The sequence below is a fragment of the Eubacterium ramulus genome (assembly GCF_045002895.1).
Classification (GTDB): domain Bacteria; phylum Bacillota; class Clostridia; order Lachnospirales; family Lachnospiraceae; genus Eubacterium_I; species Eubacterium_I ramulus.
In genome coordinates this window covers 1,277,730-1,303,019 of the sequence record NZ_CP173382.1, presented here as the reverse complement: position 1 = coordinate 1,303,019, position 25,290 = coordinate 1,277,730, and the positions used below count along the sequence as shown (strand labels likewise).

The window sequence follows — 25,290 nt, the reverse complement described above, 5'->3', positions numbered from 1 at the left end:
CGAAATAATCCTGTTTTTGGATAACAATTCCGGTATAAAAAAAATCTTTTGTGGCATTCTGATATATACATGCATAATTTGCAGTATGAAGAAAAAATAGGGTTGTTATTTTTCCTATCCTGCTGTTTACAAAAAAATTATGCAAATATTCAATGCAAAAAGGAAATGAAATTATGATCGGAATTTTAATTGCAATTTTATCAGGAATACTGATGAGCGTTCAGGGAGTCTTCAACACAGATGTGACAAAGCAGAGTAGTCTCTGGATAGCAAATAGCTGGGTACAGTTTACGGCACTGGCTGTCTGTCTGGTTGCCTGGGGCATCACGGATCGCAGTTCATTTGCTGCGCTCTGGAAAGTTCAACCCAAATATGTATTAATCGGAGGTATCATAGGTGCTTTTATTACCCTGACGGTAGTTAAAAGCATGCATACGCTCGGGCCTGCACAGGCGGTTCTTTTTATTGTTATCGCACAGATGATCAGTGCCTATGTCATTGAGCTGTTCGGTTTGTTTGGGACAGAAAAAGCAGACTGGTCTGTGCAGAAACTGATTGGAATGGCAGTGGCTGTCGCTGGGGTAATCCTTTTTCAATGGGAGCGAACGTGAATTTTTCTAAAATCTACTATGAAAAAGTTGAAAAACTGCTGGTTCTGTACAATCAGTGTGCAAAATAAAAACAGGACTTGTAATATTTGCGATATTTGATAAAATTGTTACAGGTATTTGAGAAATCCTTTGCTTTTCAGAGTAAAGGAGATTTTATATGAGACAATTGCTGGTTGTATGCTCTGTGATATTGCTGTTGGGAACATTTTCCGGCTGCCGGACAGATCCGCAGGATATTCTGTTGGGAACGGAAGAATCAGTAACCGAAGAAGTATCCGGCGAGATTCCTGTTTTAAAATCTGAGTCGGAGAATGTAAAACAGGAAGAATCAGAAGAAAATGCATCTTCGGAAATAAAGGATTCTGAATATCCGGAAGCAGACGACACCGGAAAGACGGTGTTTGTCTATGTCTGCGGAGCTGTCTGCCAGCCCGGAGTTTATGAACTTTCAGCACAGAGCCGTGCATACGAAGCAGTTGCCATGGCGGGTGGCCTGCTGGAAAATGCCCGGTCTGATGCTGTCAATCTGGCTGAAGTGCTGACGGATGGTCAGAAACTGCATATCCCCTATATAGGAGAGGATGCTGTGGCAGAAGCATCCGGACAGACGACAGCGACAGATAGTAAGGAAGCGGCAGACGCAACCGTTAATATCAATACGGCGACCGTTGACATGCTGATGACTCTGAAAGGGATTGGACAGACCCGGGCAGAAGATATCATTGCGTACAGAGAAAAACATGGTTCCTTTCAAAATAAAGAAGATATCATGAATGTAGATGGTATCAAACAGGGAACCTATGACAAAATAAAAGATAACATAAGTGTTCAATGAGGTGACGAAATGGCGAAAAAAGTGCTGGTGGTAGATGATGAAAAATTAATCGTAAAAGGAATCCGGTTCAGTCTGGAACAGGACGGTATGGAAGTGGATTGTGCGTATGACGGAGAAGAAGCTCTGGAAATGGCACATAATAAACAATATGATATTATTTTACTGGATATTATGCTTCCAAAACTAGATGGATTTCAGGTATGCCAGCAGATTCGTGAATTTTCCAATGTTCCCATCGTCATGCTGACGGCAAAAGGCGATGATATGGACAAAATCCTTGGTCTGGAGTATGGTGCCGACGATTACATAACAAAACCATTCAACATTCTGGAGGTAAAAGCCCGGATCAAAGCGATCATGCGCCGGACTTCCCGCAAGGAAATGGAGAAAAATCCAAATGTGATCGTGGATGGTGATGTACGTCTGGACTGTGAGAGCAGACGATTGTTTATCCAGGGACGTGAGATCAAGCTGACCGCAAAGGAATTTGACCTGATGGAATTGATGGTAAAGACACCGGAAAAAGTTTACAGCAGGGAACGTCTGCTTAACCTTGTCTGGGGATATGAGTACCCGGGAGATTTCCGCACGGTGGATGTACATGTGCGTCGTCTGCGTGAAAAAGTAGAAGCAAACCCAAGTGAGCCGAAGTATGTTCACACAAAATGGGGGGTAGGTTACTATTATCATTCTGACAAGCAGAGGTAATGGAATTGAAAGCAATGATCGCATATTTGAAAAGTCTGAAATTTCGCATTTTTCTATTAATTATTTTGTTCGGAATCGCTCCGACATTTTTACTGCGTACAGGTATTCTGTCGGTCTATGAAAAACGGGCCGTCAATACCCGTACCGTAGATATTACCAGTCAGGCAAAGCTGCTTGCCAGCCAGATTGTGGCAAATAACTATCTGCAGGATACTTCTTCCAAAAATATCACAACACAATTAGATCAGCTGTCAACTATTTATGATGGTCGTGTGATGCTTATTGACAGTTCTTTTACTATAGTAAAAGACACTTATGCATTGGACGAGCAGAAAACAATTCTTGCAGAAGAAGTCATGCAGGCATACAATGGCGAGACTGTGCAGAAATATGATGCAGATAACCATTACATTGAGATGACGTTTCCCATGCATGATGAATCCGGGAAAAATGTGATCGGTGTAATGTTGGTCAGTGTCTCCACCGACAGTATTGCTGCCACCCTTGCCATTTTGAAACAATATGCCCTGATGATCCAGTTTCTGGTCGCAGTCATTGTTGTCATCGCCGGATTTGCAGTTTCTACTGCTCTTGTGCGTCCGTTCCGTCGTCTTACAAAGTCCATAAAAGATGTACAGGACGGTTATGAAGCCGATTTTATCAGTGTTAATTCATATTCTGAAACGGAGACGATGTCTGCAGCCTGTGACGAGATGCTGCGACGTCTGCAGACATTGGATGAGAGTCGCCAGGAGTTTGTATCTAACGTGTCCCACGAATTGAAGACACCATTGACTTCCATGAAAGTCCTTGCAGACTCCCTGATGGGACAGGAGGATATTCCGGTAGAACTTTATCGGGAATTTATGACAGATATTGGTGCAGAGATTGACCGTGAGAATAAAATCATCAATGATCTGCTTTCGTTGGTAAAAATGGATAAATCTGCCGGAAATATCAATATTACAAGCGTTCAGATCAATGAACTGCTGGAGCGGATCATGAAACGTCTGCGTCCGATCGCACAGAAACAGAACGTGGAACTTGTTATGGAAAGTTTCCGCCCGGTAGTGGCGGAAGTAGATGAGGTCAAACTCACCCTTGCCCTGACCAATCTGATTGAAAATGCAATCAAATATAACAATCCGGATGGATGGGTGCATGTTTCACTGAATGCAGATCATCAGAACTTTTTTGTAACGGTGGAGGATAATGGCATCGGAATTCCAAAAGAAGCACAGAACAGGATTTTTGAACGATTTTACCGTGTGGACAAATCACATTCCAGGGAAATCGGCGGAACCGGTCTTGGTCTTGCTATTGCAAGGAATGCCATCATCATGCACCGCGGTGCCATCAAAGTACACAGTATGGAAGGTGAGGGAACCACGTTTACCGTACGGATTCCTCTGACTTACATCAGTTGATACCACAGACACATATTTTACGGAACAAAGAACCGGCAAAAAGTGTTCTTTGTTCTGCCCGTCATGAAAGGCATTAAAAATGAAACGATTAAACATAACAGCTATTTTGTTTTTGGTATTTCTGTTTCTGTTTTCCGGCATTGCCGCAGGTTGTGGAAAATACAAATCGGAAAATACCGGATATGCGCTGTTTTATCTGAACAAACAGCGAGAGAAAATTGTGAGCAAACCTTATGATCCTGAATCTACGGATACGGATGCACTGATCAAGGAATATATCGCCCGTATGTCTGAGGACAGTGATGATGTAGAATATCAGAAGATTTTTCCGGATAATGTAAAAATTGTACGATATGAATATACCGATCACCAGCTGTATTTGTATTTTAATAAGGCATATGGTGATATTCCGGCACCGGAAGAAGTGCTCTGTCGTGGGGCAGTGGTGCATAATATGATGCAGATTCATGATATCGATGGTGTGTCGATCTATGTGGATAATCTTCCGCTGACTGATGCAAATGGAGTAGAAGTCGGCATTTTGACGAATGATTCCTTTGTGGAAAATCCGGGAGAACAGATTAACAATATCCAGGAAGCAAATCTGACATTGTATTTTGCGTCTGCTACCGGAGACGGACTGGTAAGGGAAACTCAGCATGTATATTATTCCGGCAATACGTCCATTGAAAAATTGATCATGGAACGGCTGCTGGATGGTCCGAAATCATCCAATGCCCGTTCTGCTATCCCGGATACAACACAGCTGGTCAGTGTCTCTGTTATGAATGGAGCCTGCCTGATCAATCTGGATGATGGATTTCTGACCCAGAATTTTGAAATCAAAGAAGATGTGATCATCTATTCCATCGTAGATTCTCTGACGGAACTTGATACCATTAATACAGTACAGATCGCCGTAAATGGCAAGACAGATATTACCTACCGGGATAAAATGTCCCTCGGTGAATATTATAAGAAAAATCTGGATCTTGTCACTGAGGATGGAGACGACGTAGAGGTTGTGCAGAAACAGGAGAAGGAGGGATTGCTTGATACTGGAGAATAAGCATCATATCTGCCTGTTAGCAGCCTCATTGACCGCCGGAATTCTGTTGGCCGGAGAACATCCTTCGGTACAGCATGTTTTTCCGGCGGTTCTGTTATTATTTGCCTGTGCAGCAGGGGTGTACAAAAAGCATCCCTCACGTGAACAAATTGTCATGCTGTTTTTAGTGACAGGTTTTTGTCTGCTGGGAGCTGGTATCACCCGGCAGCATCTGACATCCTATACCGGACGTCAGAAAATCATTTCGTCCACTGCACAGGTTACACTTTGCGGAACTGTAACCGGCAAAGAAATCAAATCTGATTCTTATCTATATCATCTGAAACAAACCTATCTGAATACAGATCAGACACCCGTGTTTCTCGGGCATATTATTTTTTCGAATGAAACGGATGTAATTCCAATTGGTGCCAAAATCAAGATTACCGGCAAGGTACAATGCTTTTCTCCTGCACGTAATGATGGCAATTTTGATTTTGCTGACTATTACCAACAGCAAAATATCCTCTGCCGTCTCAGAGTAGAAAACGGAGAGGATGCGATACAAATAAAAAAAATCCCTGCTCTGTTATGCAGGGAACAGTTATATCGTCTGCAAAAACATATCGTTCAAATTTACACGGAACAGATGAATCAACGGGATGCGGGTATTTTATGTACTCTGGCAGCCGGGACAAAGTCTTTGCTGGATCCGGAAATCAAACAGCAATATCAGGAGGCCGGGATATCCCATCTGTTGTCTGTCTCCGGTGTTAAGACTTTAAAGTTGGATATCCCCCTAGTGCCTGAAACCCGCATAAAATGGGCACCTATGCCACTACATATCGCTAAAATTTACATTTTAAAACTGTGCTTAGACGAGGAAATTATTCCTCGTTGTCGTTTCCCTTGTTCAAGGGGGTATCTCACAAAATGTATAAATCAGCAAAAGAAGCAATAATTCAGCGTAAGTTTAATCTTATGGCAGAAGTCTAAAAAATGGCAAAAGGAGAAGATGAATATGGCATATAAAAAATATAGAGAAATGAAGGTTTATGAAGCAAGAGGGTACCAGTATAAGCAGACACCGAGTATTGTTTTGAAAGGAAAATGGCTTTCAGAGTTGGGATTTAACATTGGAGAACAGATTGAGGTGAAATGTGAGGATGGACGGTTAATTATAACGAAGGCGAATGAGATATGGAGTGCTGAAGCTTAATAGAGGCTTTTACTTTTTAAACACTGTTCATTATTATATCAAAAAATAAAAATGAAAAAGCTATAAGACATTAAAGCTAGATTGAGTTGATACCAACCCAATGAATAGTATTTTCCGTTCAAACCAACTAGGGCTTCTTTTGGTTGATTTCCGGCGGTAATACGAATATAATATTTATTAGGTGAAAGTATGCGATTTCATAGGAGAAAATGAATGGAATATTTAACAGTGAAAGAAATTGCTGAAAAATGGGGAATCTCAGAAAGGCGCCTTCAAACGATGTGTAAAGAAGGAATGGTTGAGGGGAGTAAAAGATTTGGGAGATCATGGGCAATTCCAGAGGATGCGGTAAAGCCTGTTGATCGTAGAATAAAATCTGGGAAATATATGAAAGGTAAAAAAAACTAGAAAAAATGACGGAGGTAAATATAAATGGCGAAAAATACAGCCGACATAGGATTTGAAAAACAGATATGGGATGCAGCCTGTGTGCTTCGTGGTAACATGGATGCGTCAGAATATAAGAATGTTGTACTGGGGTTGATTTTTCTAAAGTACATTTCAGATCGATTCGATGACAAGTATCAGGAGCTGAAAGATGAGGGCGACGGATTTGAGGAGGATATTGATGAATATACTTCCGAAGGCATTTTCTTTGTACCTGTAGGTGCACGTTGGAATGAGATTGCAGCGAAGGCACATACACCAGAAATCGGTACAGTTATTGATGATGCCATGCGTGCTATCGAAAAGGAAAATAAGCGTTTGAAAGATATTCTTCCTAAGAATTTCGCACGTCCAGAACTGGATAAACGAAGATTGGGGGATGTGGTGGATTTATTCACTAATATCCAGATGATTGAACACGGCAGCGAAAAAGATATTTTGGGACGTACATATGAGTATTGTCTTTCCATGTTTGCAGAACAGGAAGGAAAGCGTGGTGGTGAATTCTTTACTCCGTCATGTGTAGTTCGTACTCTGGTAGAGGTGCTGAAACCATATAAAGGTCGAGTATATGATCCTTGTTGCGGATCAGGTGGTATGTTCGTTCAGTCCGCAAAGTTTGTAGAAAACCATAGTGGTAATATCAGCAATATCTCTATTTATGGACAGGACTCCAATCCGACTACATGGAAGATGGCGCAGATGAACCTTGCGATTCGTGGAATTGAGCCGGATCTTAGCACTTACGCAGCAGATACCTTTTTAGATGACCGTCATCCTACATTGCGTGCAGACTATATTATGGCAAATCCCCCATTTAACCTTTCTGACTGGGGTGCTGATAAATTAAAAGAGGATGTGCGCTGGCAGTACGGTATGCCACCTGCAGGAAATGCCAACTTTGCATGGTTGCAACATATGATTTATCATCTTGCACCGGCCGGAAGAATTGGTATGGTTCTTGCTAATGGTTCATTATCTTCTCAGTCAGGTGGTGAGGGTGAAATCCGTAAGAATATTATCAATGCAGATTTGGTTGAATGTATTGTTGCAATGCCTACACAGCTTTTCTATACGACGCAGATTCCGGTTTCACTCTGGTTTATCAATAAACAGAAAAAACAGACCGGAAAGACACTGTTTATTGATGCTCGTAAGATGGGAACTATGGTCAGTCGCAAACTTCGTGAGCTTACAGATGATGATATTAAGAAGATTTCAGATACTTATGAATCATTTGCAGACGGAATGCTGGAAGATGTGAAGGGCTTCTGTGCTGTTGCTGATATAGCAGAAATCGAAAAGCAGGATTATATTCTTACTCCGGGGCGATACGTTGGCATTGAGGAACAGGAAGATGATGGGGAACCATTTGAAGAAAAGATGGATCGTCTGACATCGGAGCTTTCGGAAATGTTTGCTAAGAGCCATGAACTCGAAGATGAAATTCGTAGGAAACTGGGGGCGATTGGGTATGAAATTTAATATATGGGAAGATTGTCCAAAAGTTCCAATTACAGAATTACTTTCTTTTATTGTTGATAATAGAGGGAAAACCGTTCCTACAGCGAATGATGGATGGAAGCTTATAGCAACAAACTGCGTTACAAACAACACACTGTTTCCAGTATATGAGAAGGTGAGATATCTTACACAAGAAACTTATGAAACGTGGTTTCGAGCACATCCTATGCCGGGAGATATTTTATTTGTTAACAAAGGTACTCCAGGACGGGTTTGTATGGTTCCGGATCCAGTAGATTTTTGTATAGCTCAGGATATGATTGCCCTGCGAGCTGATGATAAGAAAATTTATAACAAATACCTTTTTGCTGTTTTAAGAAGCCGAGAAATTCAACAACAGATATATAATACAAATGTTGGGGATGTTATACCGCACTTTAAGAAGCAATTTATGGATCAGTTATTAATTCCTGTTCCAGACAGAAAGATTCAAGAGAAAATAGGAAACCTATATTATCAATTGAGCTACAAAGTGGAATTAAACAAAAAGATAAATGAGAATTTAGCTGATCAGGCACAGGCTATTTATCAACAATTTTTTCTTATCGAGGCTGATCCTAACTGGCCATTTGGTCATCTCTCAGATTTGATTAATGTCAAATATGGCAAAGATCATAAAAAATTAGCTGATGGCGTTTATCCCGTTTACGGATCAGGCGGAATTATGAGGTATGTAGAACGCCCACTGTATGAAAAGGAGTCTGTTCTTATTCCTCGAAAAGGTACTCTTAACAATGTGATGTATGTCAATCAGCCATTTTGGTCCGTTGATACCATGTTTTATACAGAGATGAAACAAACTAATGTGGCAAAGTTTGTATATCACTTTGTAAAATCCAAAGATCTAGCCTCTATGAATGCAGGATCAGCAGTGCCAAGCATGACAACAGCAATCCTGAATGCCTTGGAACTCAGGATTCCCTCCGCAGAAGCATTGCTTCAATTTGAAAATTCCGTTGCTCCAATGTACGAGATGATGAAGAAAAATGAAGACCAATCTCGTAAATTGACGGAATTACGTGATGCCTTATTGCCAAAGCTGATGTCCGGCGAAATTGATGTTTCCGACCTCGACCTTTAAGCCGCTAAATTCTCATTTAACCGAATAACTCCTACCAACGGCAGGGGTAAAAACCAACGGAACTGCCGTTGATTCGTTCTCTGGAAATAAATATAAGGAGAACGAATTATGAAACAAAAAATTATGGAAGGGATTGTGCAACAGATGTTGCCATATCTCAATAATGTACAGTTACAAAAATTACAGGAGGTCTTAGAATATTCGTTTTATAATTATGAGATTTCCAGCAAAGTAGAAGAAACGGAAGACGATAGCCAAAAACTGATTGACGCTTTTGTGTATGCAAAACGAATTGAGGGATGTTCAGAGAAAACACTGAAATATTATCGAACCACAATAGAAGCGATGACGGAAGTTATAAATAAAGGGGTCCGTCATATGCAGACAGATGATCTCAGGGCATATCTGACGGAATATCAAGAAAAGCATGGCTCAAGTCGTGTGACGATTGACAATATTCGGAGAATCTTATCAAGCTTCTTCTCATGGTTAGAAGATGAGGATCATATTTTGAAAAGCCCAGTGCGTAGAATTCACAAGGTGAAGACAGCTACTAATATCAAAGAAACGTACACAGATGAAGAGTTGGAAAAGATGCGTGATAATTGCGTGGAGCTTCGAGATCTGGCGATTGTTGATATGTTGGCTTCTACAGGTATGCGTATTGGAGAGATGGTGCTGTTGAATAAAGTGGACATCAATTTCAATGAGCGTGAATGTGTTGTATTTGGTAAGGGTGATAAGGAACGCGTAGTTTATTTTGATGCGAGAACTAAGATTCATCTGCAAAATTACATTAATAGCAGAAGCGATAATGATCCAGCTTTGTTCGTAACGCTGAGAGCACCACATACAAGAATCAAGATTGGCGGTATAGAATCCCGTTTACGAGAAATAGGGAGATCCTTGGAAATAGAAAAAGTCCATCCGCACAAGTTCAGGAGAACACTTGCAACGATGGCAATAGATAAGGGTATGCCAATTGAGCAGTTACAGCAGCTATTAGGACATAAACGAATAGACACAACCTTGCAGTATGCAATGGTTAAGCAGAGCAATGTAAAACAGGCTCATAGGAAATATATAAGTTAGGAGAATGATTTATGAATATATGCAAGTTGGGTGACATTGCAAAGTTCACAACGGGAAGGCTTAACTCAAATGCAGCACAGGATAATGGCAAGTATCCATTTTTTACCTGTGCACCAGAAGCGTTAAAGATAGATGATTATGCTTTTGATACAGAAGCAATCATACTGGCAGGAAATAACGCGGATGGAAATTTTCATATTCAACATTTTAAAGGAAAGTTTAATGCATATCAAAGAACATATGTGATTGAAAGCTCGGATGAGAATAAAGTTTATACAAAATATTTATATTATGCATTGAAAACATGCTTGTTGCATTTTAAACAAATATCACAAGGGTCTGCTACAAAATTCTTGACGGCTAAAATTTTGAATTCATTTGAATTACCAATACCAGAAATAGAGATTCAGAAAAAAATAGCAGGAACACTTGGAAATTTAGATAAAAAAATTAAAACAAATGAAGCGATAAATGAGAATTTAGTGGCTTAGATGTCTAGGGAGGAGATATCAATTTCACCGGACATCAGTTTGGGTAATAGTGAGTCGCGCAAAGCGGAAAGCCTGCGATTTTCTGCTTCAAGGATCTCTTGTTCCTTGAATATAGGTTCGCAAAAATTGTTAAAAAGTTGAATGATATTAACATCAGGCATAACCGTAGGCACAGATTTCATTCCTGCTCCGGATATTTCTTTGAAAGTTGATCCGGAAGCCATACCTTCGATTGTCGGAAGAAGATTCTTTAGTAAAAAATACACGTAGGAAGTACCGATATTCTCATTTGGAATAACGGATTTAAATCCTTGATTGGTAGTGAGTTCGTTTTGAGCTATGGCAATGTAACCTATTGGAGCTCTTGAACTAAAAAGTACAGTTCCAGCAGGCATTTTTTTTGTACTACTCTTGGAAAATCCCAACTCAGAGATATCATTCTCGCCATGAGAGATAAATTTTGACTTATCGACTGATAAATCTTTGGGCGTTATCCATGCAATACCCTGATCTGCATAGTATTCCGACTTCGATTTTGAAGGGGTTCCGCCTGCAACGATAGAACCGATATCTGAAAGCGTGCATTCCGGCCAATTTGGATCAGCATTAACGACAAAAAGCTCTTCAAAATAGGCTTGTGCTTGCCGCTCTAAATTCTCATTTAATATTTGAGGGGAGAATTTTATATGCTAAAAGACTGGAATTTTTGGTGTTCTGTGATTACGGCTTTAACGGCTATACTGGCATTAGTTTTATCTGTTCGCCAAATAAGTCTTAGTAATAAACACCAGTTATTTGACCGTAGAATGGAAGCGTACATGCTAACAAATGGACTTATCGCTCTTTGCAAGGATAATTATATGTGGCTTTCTCCGAAAAGAGAACAAATGCCGCAGTTTGCCAATGATTATGTTTTTATATGGCTTACCAATAATACTTATATGGAAAAACAGGCAGATGCTATTGAATATCCGTTAGAGCAGCCTTTTCACAAAGAATTTTTGCAAAAAAGAGAAGAAATAAGAATCACGGCGGCAGAAATTGATTTGATTTTTAAGGGAGAAGCAGCATTAGCATATAGCAATTTTTTAAGAAACTATGAGGCTGCTTTGGCTGTAATGTATGAATATCAGATTATTATTGATAAAATGCAGAAAGAAAATGAAAAACATCCAATGACGGTAGAGGAAGCGGAAAAAATGTTTTCAGAAGAAAAATATAGAGAGAATCTTTATAATGCATTGGATAATCTTAAAAAAGCATATGATGCAGTAGCAGAGGAAAAAGTAGAAAAGCAGATAAAGAAGCAGCTTAAATTGGTATAAAAAGGAGGTCCATCATGCCGAGTTTGTTTACAGAAGATACTTATGAACAGGCCATTATTGAACTGTTTGAGAATATGGGGTACGAGCATTTGTATGCACCAGATTATGATAGAGATTATACTAGCCCGCTTCTGGATTCTGTTCTTCGGGATAGCTTGGTGCGTATCAACCGTGGCTTGCCATTAGATGCGATTGAGGAAGCAATAGCGAAGTTGAAAAATTTTGATACAGGAAGTTTATTACAGAAAAACATTACTTTTATGGATTATCTGCAGAATGGTATTACTGTGAAATTCTTTGTAAAAGGTGAGGAGCAGTCTTCAATTGTTCGGTTGGTGGATTATGAGAAAGAAAAGAACAATACTTTTTATGTGGTAAATCAATTTACATTTCTGGAGAATGGTAACAATCGTAGACCGGATATAATTTTGTTTATTAATGGCCTTCCATTGGTTCTTATGGAATTAAAGAGTCCAGCAAAGGACGAAGTAGGTGCAGAAAATGCATATAATCAGATTCGCAATTATATGCAGGATATTCCGTCTATGTTTTATTATAATGCAATATGCGTTATCAGTGATCTTTCTACAAATAAAGCAGGAACAATTACTTCTGGCTTGGATCGATTTATGGAATGGAAAACAAAGGATGGAAACTATGAAGAAACAGCATATGCTCAGTTCGATGTATTTTATGAAGGAATGTTTCAGAAAGATCGTCTGTTAGATATTTTGAAGAATTTTATCCTTTTTTCAGGTAGTGGTCAGGGAAGATTTAAGGTTCTGGCGGGATATCACCAGTATTTTGCAGTTCGTAAGGCTATTGAAAAAGCGAAAGTAGCAACAAAAACAGATGGAAAAGGTGGCGTGTTCTGGCATACACAAGGATCTGGGAAATCATTGTCGATGGTATTTTATGCGCATTTATTGCAGGATGCTCTGGATAGTCCGACGGTTGTAGTTATGACAGACCGGATTGATCTGGACGATCAGTTATATTTACAGTTTTCCCAATGTGCAGATTTTTTAAGGCAGACTCCAGTTCAAGCAGAAAGTAAGGAACATTTAAAAGCATTACTGGATGGTAGAAGTGCGAATGGAATTATCTTTACCACTATGTTTAAATTTGAGCGTGGGGAGAAGCCTTTGTCAGAACGCAGGAATATTGTGGTTATGGCAGATGAGGCACATCGAGGACAATATGGATTTGATGAAAAAATTGTCATATCGAAAAATGAAGATGGAGAAAAAGAGGCACATACAGTAATTGGAAATGCCAGAATTATCCATGATGCATTACCGAATGCCACTTTCATTGGATTTACAGGTACACCTATTTCTGCAAAAGATCGGAATACTCGTGAAGTGTTTGGTGAGTATATTGATGTATATGATATGACACAGGCAGTGGAAGATGGAGCAACCCGTCCAGTTTATTATGAAAGTCGTGTTGTGCATTTGAAATTGGATCAGAATACGTTAGCTCTTATAGATTCTACATATGATATATTGGAACAGCAGTCAGATAGTGCCACAATAGAAAAGAGTAAAAAAATGCTCGGACAGATGGAAAGTGTTCTGGGAGCAGATTCCACAATTATATCTTTATGTGATGATATCGTGGAACATTATGAAAAATATAGGGCAAATCTGCTGACAGGAAAAGCAATGATCGTAGCGTATTCCAGACCGATTGCTATGAAAATATATCACCAGATTTTAAAAATCCGACCGACATGGAAAGAGAAGATTGGTGTGGTCATGACGAGCGGTAATAATGATCCGGAAGAATGGAAAGAAATCATCGGAACTAAGTCGCATAAAGAAGAGCTTGCAAGAAAATTCAAAGATAATAATGATCCAATGAAGATAGCCATTGTTGTAGATATGTGGCTCACAGGATTTGATGTTCCTTCTTTGGCTACCATGTATGTGTACAAGCCAATGCATGGGTATAATTTGATGCAGGCAATCGCTCGTGTTAATCGTGTATTTAAAGATAAAGAGGGCGGATTGATCGTAGACTATGTTGGAATTGCATCGGCATTAAAGGCTGCAATGAAAGAATATACGAAGCGTGATCAGTCTAAATATGGCGATATGAATATTGCAAAGGTGGCGTATCCAAAATTCCAAGAGAAACTGCAGGTATGTAAGGATTTATTACATGGTTTTGATTTCAGCGGATTTTTTGGTGGATCTCCACTTACAATGGCAAAACTTATTACTGGTGGTGCAAACTATGTGTTAGATGCAAAAGTACCGGACCGAAAGGATCTCTTTTTAAAAGAGGCTATGCTTCTAAAACAGTCACATTCGCTTTGTTCTAGTATGACTACGGAACGTGAACGTCATGAAGCTGCTTATATGGAAGCGGTTCGTTCTACAGTTATTAAGGTTACTTATGGCGGAACAGGGGGTAAAAATCTATCCCTGAAGGAAATTAATGCTCAGATAAATGAATTGCTTAAGGCGGCAGTCCAGAGCGAGGGAGTCATTAACCTGTTTGATAGTAGCAAGACAGGTGGAGAGAACTTCAGTTTGTTTGACCCTGCAGTATTGGATGAAATTTCTCGAATGAAAGAGAAAAATATAGCTGTAGAAATTCTGAAAAAGCTAATGGCCGAACAGGTATCTCTGTATAAGAGAACAAATGTGGTTCAGTCACAGAAGTTTTCAGAAAAAATCGCCCAGTTAATGAATGCCTATTATAATGGGCTGATTACAAATGAAGAGGTTATAAAAGAGCTTCTGAAAACAGCAGAGGAAATTACAAATTTGTATAAAAATGGTCAGAAGCTCGGTTTGACACAAGAAGAGTTGGCTTTTTATGATGCTCTTACTAAACCGGAGCATATTACTGATTTTTACAAAAATGATCAGCTTATAGCACTGACAAAAGAATTGACAGAAATGCTTCGAAGGAATAGAACCATAGATTGGCAAAAAAAAGAAACAGCTAGAGCGACAATGCGTAAGATGGTAAAGCGTCTATTGAAAAAGTATGATTATCCACCGGAAGATTATGATTTTGCAATTACTACGGTAATTAGCCAGTGTGAGTTATGGACTGATAATAGTAGTGGAATGTAAAAAATTTGTTTTCGTGAATCGTACTGAGGGATAGGGTGCAGTACATCTAAAAATTTCAGGTGTAAAAATATGTGATTATTATTTGTCGGATACACGCATGGATATTCAGAAATTAAATCTGTGATGTAAGGTAGTGGTGCTAGTGTATCTAATGATGAAAAATAATAATCAGCAGGCAGAAAAGAGGTGCGACGAACATGGACTGGAATCTGTTTTGGACGGCATTTGGTGCAATTGGCGGTACTCTTGGTGCTGTTGCTACAACAGCAGCAGTTGTGGTTGCATTATGGCAAACAAAATATAGTCAAAAGAAAATTATAAAACTTGCCTTTTCAGATAATTTTCAATTATATAATCCAAATACGGGAGAATCAGTCAAATTTATTGGGATAAGTGTTACTAATACAGGTAACAGAAAGGTTATCATCCGTACATGGGGAGTGCATCTTAAAGAGGGAAGTGCTATTGTGATGCCACCTGTGGATGCGAATGGAATAGAAAAAATGGTATATACAAAGCTGCCACAAACATTGGATTTGGAAGAATCCATAGATCTGCAGTGGCAGAAAGATAAATTTCAATTATTTTTGGAAGCTAATGAGGATAATATAGAGAAGAGTAAGCCGTTAGTCTTTTATGTAAATGATAGTACAGGAAAACAATATACAGTAAAAACAAAAGAGAATGCTTCGTGTTATTTCGCTTGAATGAAAAAGTAAATTCTACTTTTTAGCTTTCTTGAATTTATGCGGGATTAACTTCTACTTTAGGAAGTATACATCCCGCATTTTTTAGTATATAATGTCTTCATACGGTACAGATTGTACGTTTTTCTGCATGAGAAAGAGACATCTGGAAATAGTGTGCGAGACTAAATTCCACATGTCTGTTGGAAAGACTAAATTCTATGCAGTGAAACTTGCCTGTGCTTACACTATTTTTATTTTACTAATGCTGGGATTAGTGTTACTTCATCTGCCGGGATTTCAATTAATCCAAGAGCTTCATGAAGTCTATTATCCAGCAAGATTCGAGACACCTCATATGGACTATGTCCATTGAGGCTGTCTCGTTTTTCACTATTGATATGATTAAGCAATAACAGTGTTGTTTCTTCTGTTATGTTCTCAAAACTTGTTCCTTTAGGAAGAACATATCTTATGTATTCGTGATTTTTTTCAAGCGCACCCTTTTGGTCAGAACGATTAGGATCACAATAATAAATTCGCGTTCTCATTTCACCGTTATCATCACACTCTAAATTCCATCTATCCTGGAATTCATGTCCATTATCTGTGATTATTACCTCAAATAGTTTTTGAAATAATTCAATGCCAAGGACTTCAGTTAAATAGTCAAAAACTTTATTGACCTCATCCTGAGTTTGCTCTTTCAAAAGGAACATAAGCATTAACTTACAGTTTCTAAAAAGCATCGTCAAAAAACATGGTTTTGTGCCTTTAACACCCTCCACTGTATCCATTTCTACGATGTATGTAGGTTTATTTTTATTTATATATTCTTGAAACTCTTTGTAGCCTCTATCTTTTCTAAATGCACGATCTTTTGTACTGGTGGCAGTTTTTTTCTTCCTTGGTTTGTATACGACCTTACGACGTAAATCCATATTTCTGACTTCGAAAACACCACTATCAATATAGGAGTAAATAGTTCTTCTTGAACAAGCAATTTCCTCTGCATGAGAAGCATAGATATGAGCTATTGATTGTCCCTTTTTAATGAGCGGAGACAGCAGGTCATTTAATTTCTGAATGCTTTCAGGCGTTTGATTAATACCTTCTCTGCTTGTCGTTCTCAGTGTCTCATAGGTATCCTGAGCGTACTTGGATGAATATATTTTTCTATCCATCATGCAGTTCGTTTTCTTTGGACAGCCGTTACATGCATATGGAGGCTTAGCAAGTTTTTCACACTGTCTCGGCTTATAGTGGTTACAAATTTCACTGCATCTTGCCTTTCTGCAGTTAACACATTTATGAGTGCACTCATTATCTCCGCATCCATGAAGTATCTTGCATACATTGGCTTTCGGTTTAGAGGTATCGTAATTATTAGCGCAGGGTATAGGTGCAAAGGCATCAGGCTTACGTTCTTTAATAACAGAATGACGTCTTACCTCTTTAGATATAGTGCTAGGATCCTTGTTTAAATCTCTAGCAATAGTTCTAAATGATTCGCCATTATTTAGACCTTGTTCTATACGAATTCTTCCTGATAGATCTATATGCTTCTGATTGCCTTTTGGTCGGTTCTCATTCATAATAACCTCACTTTCTGCACAGGCAGGCAATCAACTGCCTTGACATTGTACAAAAAATGAAGAATAAAATCTATGCAAGAGTTAATTCTACAGACGTAGAATTAACTCTTGCCAGGTAGAATTTACTTTTTCATTCAAGCTTCGTGTTATTTCAAAGAATAGGGCTATTGACAAAACGAACAAATGTTCTTATAATTAAAGCATCGCTACGTTAGGATACATATCGCAGAGTAACACTATCAGGTTGGTTCACTTTCCCTTGACTGACCACAGTAGTAGGAGGCGATGGTTACATGACATTTGAAATCGGTTCGACAGCTTATATTGTCGAGAGCAACCGGATTATTCGTGAAGTGACTATAGTTAAGCGGAACGGAAACTTTTATATAATCCGGTTTGGTACAAGAGGCGGCATCCAAGTGAGAAGCAACAGGCTTTTTGCAAGCTATGATGATGCGGATTCTTCCATACATAGAAAGACAGAAAAAAGGACGGGATATCGTTCTCCATATGATTACATACATTAAAGTAAATGGAAGGGGATAATTTTGCAAAAAAATATGATTGACAATCCCCTTCAAATTTTATATACTTTAGTTAGCAAGTTAGCGAACAAGCAAGCGTGCTAATATATGAACACCGATATAAAAAATGAAATGAAGAAATGAAAAAAACGAAAAGAAAAGCGAAAACAGAGAAAAGGTGAAAATTATGATGTATGCGAATTTTGGAGAATTTATAAGTAAGAAGAGAGTTGAAAAGAAAATCACATTGAGGAAAATGGCTGATATGTTAGGGGTATCTGCACCGTTTTTGACTGATGTGGAAAAAGACAGACGCAACCCCTTCGATATGGAAAAACTTACCCAACTCGCACAGATACTGAATTTATCAAAAGAAGAAAATGCACAGATGCTTGACCTTGCTGGAAAGAAGAGAAATGCCGTAGCACCGGACCTTCCAGAATATATTATGGAACGGGACTATGTCAGTGCAGCTTTGAGGACGGCAAGGGACTTGGATGCAGGAGAAGAAGAATGGAACCAGTTTGTCGAGGAACTAAGAAAGCGAAAGGGGTAAGAACCTGTATATGTATAGACCTGAAATTAAAAGAAAGAGATCTGGGGCACCAGTGTTAAGCAGAAAAGAGATTGATGTTATTGGACAGAATATTGTCGGGGATTTTATGCCGGAAGCATTAAAATCTCCACAGGAAATAGATATCGATTTGTTGGCACAAGATTATCTGGGAATGGATCAGGACTTTCAGTACCTGTCGCATTGCGGTGTTTATCTTGGTATGACGGTGTTCAATGACACGGACAAAGTACCCGTGTATGATCCGCAGAATAATTGTGCGGACTATATCAGTGCAAAAGCACATACCGTGATAATTGATAAGACGCTCTTGGAAGAAAATCAGGAACACAGATATCGTTTTACGATGGGACACGAGGCAGGACATGAGTTTTTGCATAAAGAATATTTTGCCTATGATCCTGACCAGATAACGCTGTTTGACCTGATGGGAGAAACTCCGGCACCAATGGTTCAGTGTCGTGTAGATACAAAAAAGATGGATTGCCGGACAGCAAAGAGCTGGACAGACAGGGACTGGATGGAATGGCAGGCGAATGCATTATCATCTGCAGTTCTGATGCCTGTTTCAATGGTACGGATGGTAGCTGAAAATTTTAAACGACCAGGACTGCAGCAGATTTTTTATCATTATGCCCTGGCAGAAGAAGTTGCTTCGATATTTAATGTATCATTTGAAGCAGCAGGATACCGATTGAAACAGCTTGGATATATTCCACAAGAGGCGCATCTGAGCACAGATATTCTTAACATGATTTCTTTTGATTTGGCTTGTAATTACTAGCAGAAGGTTGAAGTATGCGGATTACAGAATGATCCGCATATTTTTTTGACCTAAGTGTTAGCAAGTTAGCGAACAAATGAACAAAAGAAAATATGAATATTATGTTGATTCATGGAACATATTGTAATGTTGACCCACATAGTAATAATATGGGTTTCAGAATAAAATATGAAGTAATATTAGGAAATATGCACACTTTTTGGTTCTAAAATTCGACATTGATTAATATCCTGAAAAAGGGAAATGTAAATTTGTGGAAAGAAGGTGAGAACACATGGCAGATGGAGTAATACATAGATGCACCAAGGAATGCCCATATAATAAGAAATGTTTTGTATGCAAAACAGAATCTGAAGTATCAGGGAGTGTTGTGGTGCTTCATAAATGCAGGATTACGAAAGAGGATATTCCGATTCAGATTGGAAAAGAAGAAAATGCCTGTGTTTTATGATGGGCAGAACAGTAAACTTAATAATCGGACTAGCTTGTAAAGACAGCCACTAGGATGCGCTGATATTACAGTAGCCTACGAAACAGGGATGTTAGTAGAATGCTGTAAAAAATCAGAAATTCTAGTGGCTTTCTTAAATTCACCCATTTATAGCCAACAGCCTGTTTATCGGACAGTCTGTTGGCCTTTTTGTTTCTAAAAAGGAAAGCTGACGGATTGGGTTAATCACGCAGATAAATTTCTACATTGCAATGAACAAAAGATTAAAGATTTTCAGGAACAAAAGGGAGAACAAGTATATAGATGCCTGGCTATGATGCAGATTTGGGCAGTATCGATGTTCTTCTGAACGATGAGATTCAGTTCAGTATTGGATGTAAAAATACCTAACCTTATATATTCTCTGCACCTCTGGTTTTATTTTACGGAAAATCGTCAGGTACGAGGAGAATAAATTATTAGGCATAAAAAATGAAGTTTTGATACATCTGAAAAATTTTTGAAAATTATTTTTTAATCGTGCAAAAAGTCTGCACTTTTAAAAATTATTCTTTAGTCACAAAGCAAGGGAACAGGAAGGAGGTGAGCGAGAGATGGCAAAAAAGAGTATGACACCAAGTGAGCGCCGTGAGGCGATTCTCAGGGTCTTATGCCAGAGAAGACAGGACAAGATTGATAATCTTGCCGAAGAATTCGGTGTATCGGTCCGGACAATTAAAAATGACATCGAAGAATTAACTCTCGCTCACCCAATTGAGACGGTTCGTGGAAGATATGGCGGAGGTGTAAAAGTTGCTGATGGATATTATGTCGGACGCAATTACCTGAAACCGAAACAGCAGGAACTGTTAAAAAAATTGCAGTCAACACTTCAGGGTGACGATCTTGAGGTGATGAACAGTATCCTTCGTGATTTTGCTTTGTAAGAACTATATTTACGAGAACCCCACGGCCATGAGAGCCGAATGAGAAAGGATGAATTATTATGATGAAAATTTTTATCTGCAGCCCGTATCAGGGCAACATCGAGGAAAACAAAAAGAAGGCAGCATATTATGCAAAGATCGTTGCCAGAGCCGGGAATGTCCCAGTTGCACCACATATCTATTTTCCAACCTTCCTTGATGAGAAGAATCCCAATGAGAGAATGACGGGAATTGAAATGGGACTGGAACTCATGGATACATGTGATATGGTCTATGTTTTCGGTTTTGAGATTACGGAAGGCATGAGATTCGAACTGGAACATGCCAAGGAGATGAAGAAGCCTGTAAGACTTTATGACAGAAATTTTGAACAGATTTGTGTCAAAACGATTCCGATTGATGACCGTGCCAGTGATGAGTACCGTTCCCTGGTTAAGGGGCTGAAGCTCATGAGATAGGAGATCCGATATGTCAGGAAGAGTAAATGTCCGTTACGGACTGAATCAGGGTGACCGAATTATGGTCACCCGTGGAAAAAAGAAGAAAAAAGCAGCCGTTGTAAAGGAGTACCCGTTCCATATTCTGATGGATTGGGGAAAGTACAAGTCCAGTGTAAACAAAGTTGATGTGTATACAGGCGATGTGAAGCTGGCACGCATTTGAAAGGAGAGAACGCAATGAGCGAAGCATTGTTATTGGTAGCCGAGGGCTACGAGCAGATTGCTGCAGGAATCAGAAAGATGGTCGCAGCACAGAAAGATACATCTAAGAAGGAAGAAAAGCCTGTGAAGAAGGAAGAAAAGAAGGAAAATCCTGTGGCAGATACACCGAAAGATGAAGCTGCCCCGAAGGAGACAGCCGTTGACAGAAAGACGGTCCGTGCTTTCCTTGCGGACAAGTCCCGATCAGGAAAGACCTCCGAGGTAAAGAACTTGATCGAGCAGTTCGGTTTCCAGAAGCTGTCGGATGTTCCTGATGAAAAACTGCCGGAACTGTATGAGAAAGCACAGGTGCTTTAATGGGCGGCCACGCAAGATACTCGCCATCGTCCGGCAAAAGACGCCTGGAATGCCCTCCATCGTTACTGTTGGAGGAGCAGTTCCCGGATGAAGAGTCACCCTTTGCAGCAGAGGGTACTGCCGGACATGCGATGGCAGAGTATCTCATCAATAAGTATCTGAAGAAAAGAACCAAGAGACCCGTATCTGATTATTATTCGGATGAGCTGCTCGAAGCAGTGGATGACTACGTGGAATATAACATCGGCCAGATCGAACAGGCAAGAAAGGACTGTGATGACCCGTTCATCGGAGTGGAGCTGAAGGTCAGTCTTGCACACAGAATCATGGACTGTTTCGGTACTGCAGATATGGTGGTAGTCGATTCCCATAAGATCCACATTATCGATCTGAAGCTCGGCAAGGGCGTGGTGGTCGATGCGGAACAGAATGTCCAGCTTATGATCTATGGACTTGGAGTTCTGGACATGCTTGGTTTCTTATATGAGATCGACACGGTGGAGCTTACCATTGTCCAGCCAAGGATCGAACATTTTTCCACTTGGGAGATATCAGCCGGAGATCTGCTTGTATGGGGAAAGGACGTTCTTGAACCGGGAGCAGCAAAGGCTCTTGCCGGAGAGGGAGAGTTTAAAGCCGGAGACCACTGCCGATTCTGCAAGGCAAGATTTACATGCCGTGCAAGGGCAGAGGAATACCTGAAACTTGCACAGATGGAATTTGCCGAGCCGGCCCTTATGTCGGATGAGGAAATTGCAGAGGTTCTTTCCAAGGCAGATGCCCTGAAGAAATGGGCCGAAGAAGTTTACACCTATGCACAGAATGAAGCAGTGGTCAACCATAAGGAATGGCCTGGATACAAACTCGTTCTGGGAAGAAGCAACCGTAAATATACGGATGAAGATGAAGTGGCAGAGGCAGCACAGAAAGCCGGATACACAGACATCTATAAAAAGAGCCTGATCGGCATTACTGAAATGGAAAGGCTGATGGGAAAAAAGAAATTTAAAGAGATCCTTGGCTCCTTGGTATACAAGCCTGACGGCAAAGTCACACTGGTGCCGGATTCAGATAAAAGAGAAGCAGTTAAAACAGCAACCGCAGAAGCGGATTTTAAGGAGGACTAAATTATGACAACAGCTAATTTAACAAAAGTAATCGTACCTTGCAGACTCAGCTATGCACACCTGTGGGAGCCGGATTCCATCAATGGAAGCGAACCGAAGTATTCCGTATCCTGCATCATCGACAAGAATGATAAGGAAACCATCTCCAAGATCAAGAAGGCAATCGAAATCGCTAAGGATGAGGGAAAAGGCAAGTGGGGAGGTAAGATTCCGGCGAACCTGAAAACACCGTTAAGAGATGGTGACATCGACAGACCTGAAGACGAGGCGTATGCAGACAGCATGTTCCTGAACGCCAACAGCAAACAGGCCCCTCAGATCGTGGACAGACAGGTACAGCCGATCCTTGACCAGAGCGAGGTATATTCCGGCTGTTACGGAAGGGTATCCATTACTTTCTATGCTTACAACAGCAACGGAAATAAGGGTATCGCAGCAGGACTTGGAAATGTGCAGAAGTTAAGGGATGGAGAGCCTCTCGGTTCCAGAGCAAATGCCAAGGATGAGTTCGAGGCAGTGGATGCAGAGGACGATTTCCTCTCATAGGAGCATAACGGCAGTATTAAACCGGGCGGTGGTTTCCACCGTCCGTGTACATAAAGGAGATGTTATTTCATGGAAGAACTGATGAAGGAGCTTAACAGCATAAAGAAGTATATCCCGTATAACACATACCGCACCATCAAAGGGCAGATGAAGTCTGGCAATATGGCAGCAGCAAGAACGGGGATCAGCAGAATAAAGAAAAGAGTGGAGGGACAGGCTTATGGACACACTTGCAATTGATATTGAAACTTACTCAGATGTATCACTCCCGGACTGCGGGGTACATAGATATGCAGCATCGGAGCAGTTCGAGATCCTTTTGTTTGCATACAGTCTGAATGATGAACCGACAAGGATCATTGACCTTGCATCCGGGCAGACGATGCCGGATGAGATCATGGAATGCCTTATGGATGATTCCGTGGTAAAAACAGCATTCAATGCTGCCTTTGAGCGTAACTGTATCAACCGATTCTTCGGACTTTCCTTAAAGCCGGAAGGATGGAGATGCACGGCAGTTCAGGCATCCATGCTGTCGCTCCCGCTGTCACTGGAAGGCGTGGGGGGAGCACTGAACCTTGATAAGAAAAAGATGTCGGAAGGCAAAGACCTCATCCGCTATTTCTGTATGCCGTGCAAGCCCACCAAGGCAAACGGGGGCAGGACAAGAAACCTTCCGTCCGATGCTCCTGAGAAGTGGGAGCTGTTTAAGACATACTGCATCCGTGACGTGGATGTGGAAAAGCAGATCAGAAGCAAGCTGGCGAAATTCCCCATACCAGACAGGGAACAGGAGCTTTACTGCATGGACCAGAGGATCAATGACCGTGGGATCATGGTTGACCGTGAACTGATCAGCCATGCAGTGGCGTGTGATCTTTTATATAAGGAAGCAGCATCCAAGAGGGCATACGAGATATCGGGACTGGAAAACCCGAACAGTGTATCACAGCTTAAGGACTGGCTGAATGAAAAAGGTATCGAGGTGGATTCCCTTGCCAAGGCAGCCGTGGAAGAACTGGTGGAGAAAACGGAAGGGGAAGTATCCGAGATGATGAAGCTGAGGCTTTCCATGTCAAAAACCTCGGTAAAGAAATATGAGGCAATGGAACGCTCCGTCTGCCCGGATGGAAGGGTGCATGGATTATTACAGTTTTACGGGGCCAACCGTACAGGAAGATGGGCAGGCAGACTTGTACAGATCCACAACCTTCCGCAGAACCACATGGAAGATCTGGAACTGGCACGATCCATCGTAAAGGAAGGCAGATATGACCTTGTGGAGCTTTTATATGATTCCACCCCGGAGGTGCTGTCGGAACTGATCCGTACTGCATTTGTGGCAAAGCCGGGATGCAGATTCATTGTCAGTGACTTTTCCGCAATCGAGGCGAGGGTCATGGGATACCTTGCCGGAGAGGGATGGGTCATGGAGGAGTTCCGTGGTGCAGGAAAGATCTATGAGCAGACGGCATCCAAGATGTTCCATATCCCGATCAAAGAAATCACAAAAGGAAGCCCGTACCGTGCAAGGGGAAAAGTGGCATCACTCGCCTGTCAGTATGGCGGTGCGGAAGGTGCGCTTGTCAGCATGGGAGCATTAAATTTTGTGGAAGAAGAGGAACTGAAAGGACTGGTGCAGTCATGGCGGACAGCAAATCCGCACATCGTGAATTACTGGTATGAAATTGACGGTGCGGTAAAGGCAGCCGTGAAGGAGCGGAAGATGACCACGGTCGGAAGGGTGACGGTATATTACCAGTCCGGGATGTTAAAGATTGCACTGCCGTCAGGAAGGGTGCTGTCTTATGTAAGACCGAGGATGACCGTGAACCGATTCGGTTCGGAGAGCGTCAGCTATGAAGGTGTCGGTACGAATCGCAAGTGGACGAGGATCGAATCTTACGGGGCAAAATTCTGTGAGAATATCGTTCAGGCAACCGCAAGGGATGTACTGGCAGAAGCAATGCTCCGTCTGGAAAAGAAGGGATTTGATATCGTGTGCCACATCCATGATGAAGTGGTGCTTGAAGTGCCGGAGGGAATATCTTCGGTGGAAGAAGTAAATGAGATCATGGCGGTATGCCCTGACTGGTGTGAGGGGCTTCCGCTTAAAGCTGCCGGATTTGAAAGTCCGTTTTACAAGAAAGATTAGGAG

Annotated in this window: 29 protein-coding genes; 27 read left to right on the top strand and 2 right to left on the bottom strand. The window is 40.8% G+C overall.

Translation table 11 applies throughout. From position 1 onward, the window contains the following. The first annotated feature begins 173 nt into the window (after nucleotides 1–173). The 12 genes from ACIRUQ_RS06145 (at nucleotide 174) to ACIRUQ_RS06090 (ending at nucleotide 10,483) form a co-directional block, all read left to right on the top strand. On the top strand, nucleotides 174–611 hold the full coding sequence (locus tag ACIRUQ_RS06145) for a DMT family transporter (RefSeq protein WP_055291120.1): 438 nt from the start codon (nucleotides 174–176) through the stop codon (nucleotides 609–611). A 157-nt stretch (nucleotides 612–768) separates the two neighbouring features. Then, nucleotides 769–1,446: a helix-hairpin-helix domain-containing protein gene (locus ACIRUQ_RS06140; protein WP_055291118.1), complete on the top strand. Its 678-nt coding sequence runs from the start codon at nucleotides 769–771 to the stop codon at nucleotides 1,444–1,446. Between the two features lie 9 nt (nucleotides 1,447–1,455). After that, entirely contained in the window at nucleotides 1,456–2,154 is a 699-nt protein-coding gene (locus tag ACIRUQ_RS06135; protein ID WP_021738701.1) for a response regulator transcription factor, read from the top strand. Next, nucleotides 2,154–3,581, top strand: coding sequence for a HAMP domain-containing sensor histidine kinase (locus ACIRUQ_RS06130; RefSeq protein ID WP_055291116.1), 1,428 nt, complete (start codon nucleotides 2,154–2,156; stop codon nucleotides 3,579–3,581). The genes ACIRUQ_RS06135 and ACIRUQ_RS06130 overlap by 1 nt, the downstream gene beginning before the upstream one ends. A 79-nt stretch (nucleotides 3,582–3,660) precedes the next feature. Further along, the gene (locus ACIRUQ_RS06125) at nucleotides 3,661–4,650 is read left to right on the top strand and encodes a GerMN domain-containing protein (RefSeq protein ID WP_070103994.1); all 990 of its coding nucleotides are present in this window, start codon (nucleotides 3,661–3,663) and stop codon (nucleotides 4,648–4,650) included. Then, the gene (locus ACIRUQ_RS06120; RefSeq protein ID WP_055291114.1) at nucleotides 4,634–5,590 is read left to right on the top strand and encodes a ComEC/Rec2 family competence protein; all 957 of its coding nucleotides are present in this window, start codon (nucleotides 4,634–4,636) and stop codon (nucleotides 5,588–5,590) included. Before ACIRUQ_RS06125 ends, ACIRUQ_RS06120 begins: the two co-directional genes overlap by 17 nt. Nucleotides 5,591–5,650: 60 nt before the next feature. After that, nucleotides 5,651–5,848 (top strand): SymE family type I addiction module toxin, encoded by a 198-nt coding sequence (locus ACIRUQ_RS06115; RefSeq protein WP_055291112.1) that lies wholly within the window; start codon nucleotides 5,651–5,653, stop codon nucleotides 5,846–5,848. Nucleotides 5,849–6,061: 213 nt separating this feature from the next. Then, nucleotides 6,062–6,256, top strand: coding sequence for a helix-turn-helix domain-containing protein (locus tag ACIRUQ_RS06110; RefSeq protein WP_055291110.1), 195 nt, complete (start codon nucleotides 6,062–6,064; stop codon nucleotides 6,254–6,256). Between the two features lie 24 nt (nucleotides 6,257–6,280). Then, the gene (locus ACIRUQ_RS06105) at nucleotides 6,281–7,780 is read left to right on the top strand and encodes a class I SAM-dependent DNA methyltransferase (protein WP_055291108.1); all 1,500 of its coding nucleotides are present in this window, start codon (nucleotides 6,281–6,283) and stop codon (nucleotides 7,778–7,780) included. Continuing rightward, nucleotides 7,737–8,900: a restriction endonuclease subunit S gene (locus tag ACIRUQ_RS06100; RefSeq protein ID WP_404856538.1), complete on the top strand. Its 1,164-nt coding sequence runs from the start codon at nucleotides 7,737–7,739 to the stop codon at nucleotides 8,898–8,900. The genes ACIRUQ_RS06105 and ACIRUQ_RS06100 overlap by 44 nt, the downstream gene beginning before the upstream one ends. Nucleotides 8,901–9,008: 108 nt before the next feature. Then, nucleotides 9,009–9,992, top strand: a complete 984-nt coding sequence (gene xerA, locus ACIRUQ_RS06095; RefSeq protein ID WP_055291104.1) for a site-specific tyrosine recombinase/integron integrase — start codon at nucleotides 9,009–9,011, stop codon at nucleotides 9,990–9,992. 11 nt (nucleotides 9,993–10,003) lie between these two features. After that, nucleotides 10,004–10,483 carry a restriction endonuclease subunit S gene (locus ACIRUQ_RS06090; protein WP_055291102.1) on the top strand — a complete coding sequence of 160 codons (480 nt, stop codon included), beginning with the start codon at nucleotides 10,004–10,006 and terminating at the stop codon, nucleotides 10,481–10,483. Here the strand turns inward: ACIRUQ_RS06090 and ACIRUQ_RS06085 are convergent. Further along, complete coding sequence (locus tag ACIRUQ_RS06085; protein ID WP_242853635.1) at nucleotides 10,480–11,043, bottom strand: restriction endonuclease subunit S; 564 nt, start codon at nucleotides 11,041–11,043, stop codon at nucleotides 10,480–10,482. The two genes, ACIRUQ_RS06090 and ACIRUQ_RS06085, sit on opposite strands and share 4 nt — an antisense overlap. A gap of 126 nt (nucleotides 11,044–11,169) precedes the next feature. Here ACIRUQ_RS06085 and ACIRUQ_RS06080 point away from each other — a divergent pair, with 126 nt between their 5' ends. The 3 genes from ACIRUQ_RS06080 to ACIRUQ_RS06070 all read left to right on the top strand — a co-directional run bounded on the left by ACIRUQ_RS06080 (nucleotide 11,170) and on the right by ACIRUQ_RS06070 (nucleotide 15,607). Then, complete coding sequence (locus ACIRUQ_RS06080) at nucleotides 11,170–11,808, top strand: hypothetical protein (protein ID WP_070103993.1); 639 nt, start codon at nucleotides 11,170–11,172, stop codon at nucleotides 11,806–11,808. Between the two features lie 14 nt (nucleotides 11,809–11,822). Then, entirely contained in the window at nucleotides 11,823–14,900 is a 3,078-nt protein-coding gene (locus tag ACIRUQ_RS06075; protein WP_055291094.1) for a type I restriction endonuclease subunit R, read from the top strand. Nucleotides 14,901–15,097: 197 nt separating this feature from the next. Beyond that, entirely contained in the window at nucleotides 15,098–15,607 is a 510-nt protein-coding gene (locus tag ACIRUQ_RS06070) for a hypothetical protein (protein ID WP_055291091.1), read from the top strand. A 233-nt stretch (nucleotides 15,608–15,840) separates the two neighbouring features. On the opposite strand, the gene ACIRUQ_RS06065 is transcribed toward ACIRUQ_RS06070, so the two are convergent. Further along, complete coding sequence (locus ACIRUQ_RS06065; protein ID WP_070103954.1) at nucleotides 15,841–17,181, bottom strand: IS30 family transposase; 1,341 nt, start codon at nucleotides 17,179–17,181, stop codon at nucleotides 15,841–15,843. Nucleotides 17,182–17,474: 293 nt separating this feature from the next. Between ACIRUQ_RS06065 and ACIRUQ_RS06060 the strand changes: the two genes are divergently transcribed. The 12 genes from ACIRUQ_RS06060 to ACIRUQ_RS06005 all read left to right on the top strand — a co-directional run bounded on the left by ACIRUQ_RS06060 (nucleotide 17,475) and on the right by ACIRUQ_RS06005 (nucleotide 25,287). Next, nucleotides 17,475–17,708, top strand: a complete 234-nt coding sequence (locus ACIRUQ_RS06060; RefSeq protein ID WP_055289963.1) for a hypothetical protein — start codon at nucleotides 17,475–17,477, stop codon at nucleotides 17,706–17,708. Nucleotides 17,709–17,892: 184 nt separating this feature from the next. After that, nucleotides 17,893–18,261 carry a helix-turn-helix domain-containing protein gene (locus tag ACIRUQ_RS06055; protein WP_044997959.1) on the top strand — a complete coding sequence of 123 codons (369 nt, stop codon included), beginning with the start codon at nucleotides 17,893–17,895 and terminating at the stop codon, nucleotides 18,259–18,261. A gap of 52 nt (nucleotides 18,262–18,313) precedes the next feature. After that, the gene (locus ACIRUQ_RS06050; RefSeq protein WP_242853588.1) at nucleotides 18,314–19,063 is read left to right on the top strand and encodes an ImmA/IrrE family metallo-endopeptidase; all 750 of its coding nucleotides are present in this window, start codon (nucleotides 18,314–18,316) and stop codon (nucleotides 19,061–19,063) included. Between the two features lie 274 nt (nucleotides 19,064–19,337). Further along, entirely contained in the window at nucleotides 19,338–19,514 is a 177-nt protein-coding gene (locus ACIRUQ_RS06045) for a hypothetical protein (RefSeq protein WP_156330961.1), read from the top strand. A 608-nt stretch (nucleotides 19,515–20,122) separates the two neighbouring features. Next, on the top strand, nucleotides 20,123–20,440 hold the full coding sequence (locus tag ACIRUQ_RS06040) for an HTH domain-containing protein (RefSeq protein ID WP_055290141.1): 318 nt from the start codon (nucleotides 20,123–20,125) through the stop codon (nucleotides 20,438–20,440). A gap of 59 nt (nucleotides 20,441–20,499) precedes the next feature. Further along, a complete protein-coding gene (locus ACIRUQ_RS06035; protein WP_055289968.1) occupies nucleotides 20,500–20,898 on the top strand; it encodes a DUF4406 domain-containing protein in 399 nt (132 codons plus the stop codon). Between the two features lie 10 nt (nucleotides 20,899–20,908). After that, complete coding sequence (locus ACIRUQ_RS06030; protein ID WP_055289970.1) at nucleotides 20,909–21,103, top strand: hypothetical protein; 195 nt, start codon at nucleotides 20,909–20,911, stop codon at nucleotides 21,101–21,103. A 14-nt stretch (nucleotides 21,104–21,117) separates the two neighbouring features. Further along, a complete protein-coding gene (locus tag ACIRUQ_RS06025; protein WP_242853589.1) occupies nucleotides 21,118–21,459 on the top strand; it encodes a hypothetical protein in 342 nt (113 codons plus the stop codon). A gap of 68 nt (nucleotides 21,460–21,527) precedes the next feature. Further along, complete coding sequence (locus ACIRUQ_RS06020; protein WP_404856537.1) at nucleotides 21,528–22,586, top strand: DUF2800 domain-containing protein; 1,059 nt, start codon at nucleotides 21,528–21,530, stop codon at nucleotides 22,584–22,586. A 3-nt stretch (nucleotides 22,587–22,589) separates the two neighbouring features. Further along, a complete protein-coding gene (locus ACIRUQ_RS06015; RefSeq protein ID WP_055289978.1) occupies nucleotides 22,590–23,132 on the top strand; it encodes a DUF2815 family protein in 543 nt (180 codons plus the stop codon). Nucleotides 23,133–23,201: 69 nt separating this feature from the next. Further along, nucleotides 23,202–23,372 (top strand): hypothetical protein, encoded by a 171-nt coding sequence (locus ACIRUQ_RS06010; RefSeq protein WP_172677245.1) that lies wholly within the window; start codon nucleotides 23,202–23,204, stop codon nucleotides 23,370–23,372. Next, the gene (locus tag ACIRUQ_RS06005; RefSeq protein ID WP_055289981.1) at nucleotides 23,353–25,287 is read left to right on the top strand and encodes a DNA polymerase; all 1,935 of its coding nucleotides are present in this window, start codon (nucleotides 23,353–23,355) and stop codon (nucleotides 25,285–25,287) included. Before ACIRUQ_RS06010 ends, ACIRUQ_RS06005 begins: the two co-directional genes overlap by 20 nt. Nucleotides 25,288–25,290 lie beyond the last annotated feature (3 nt).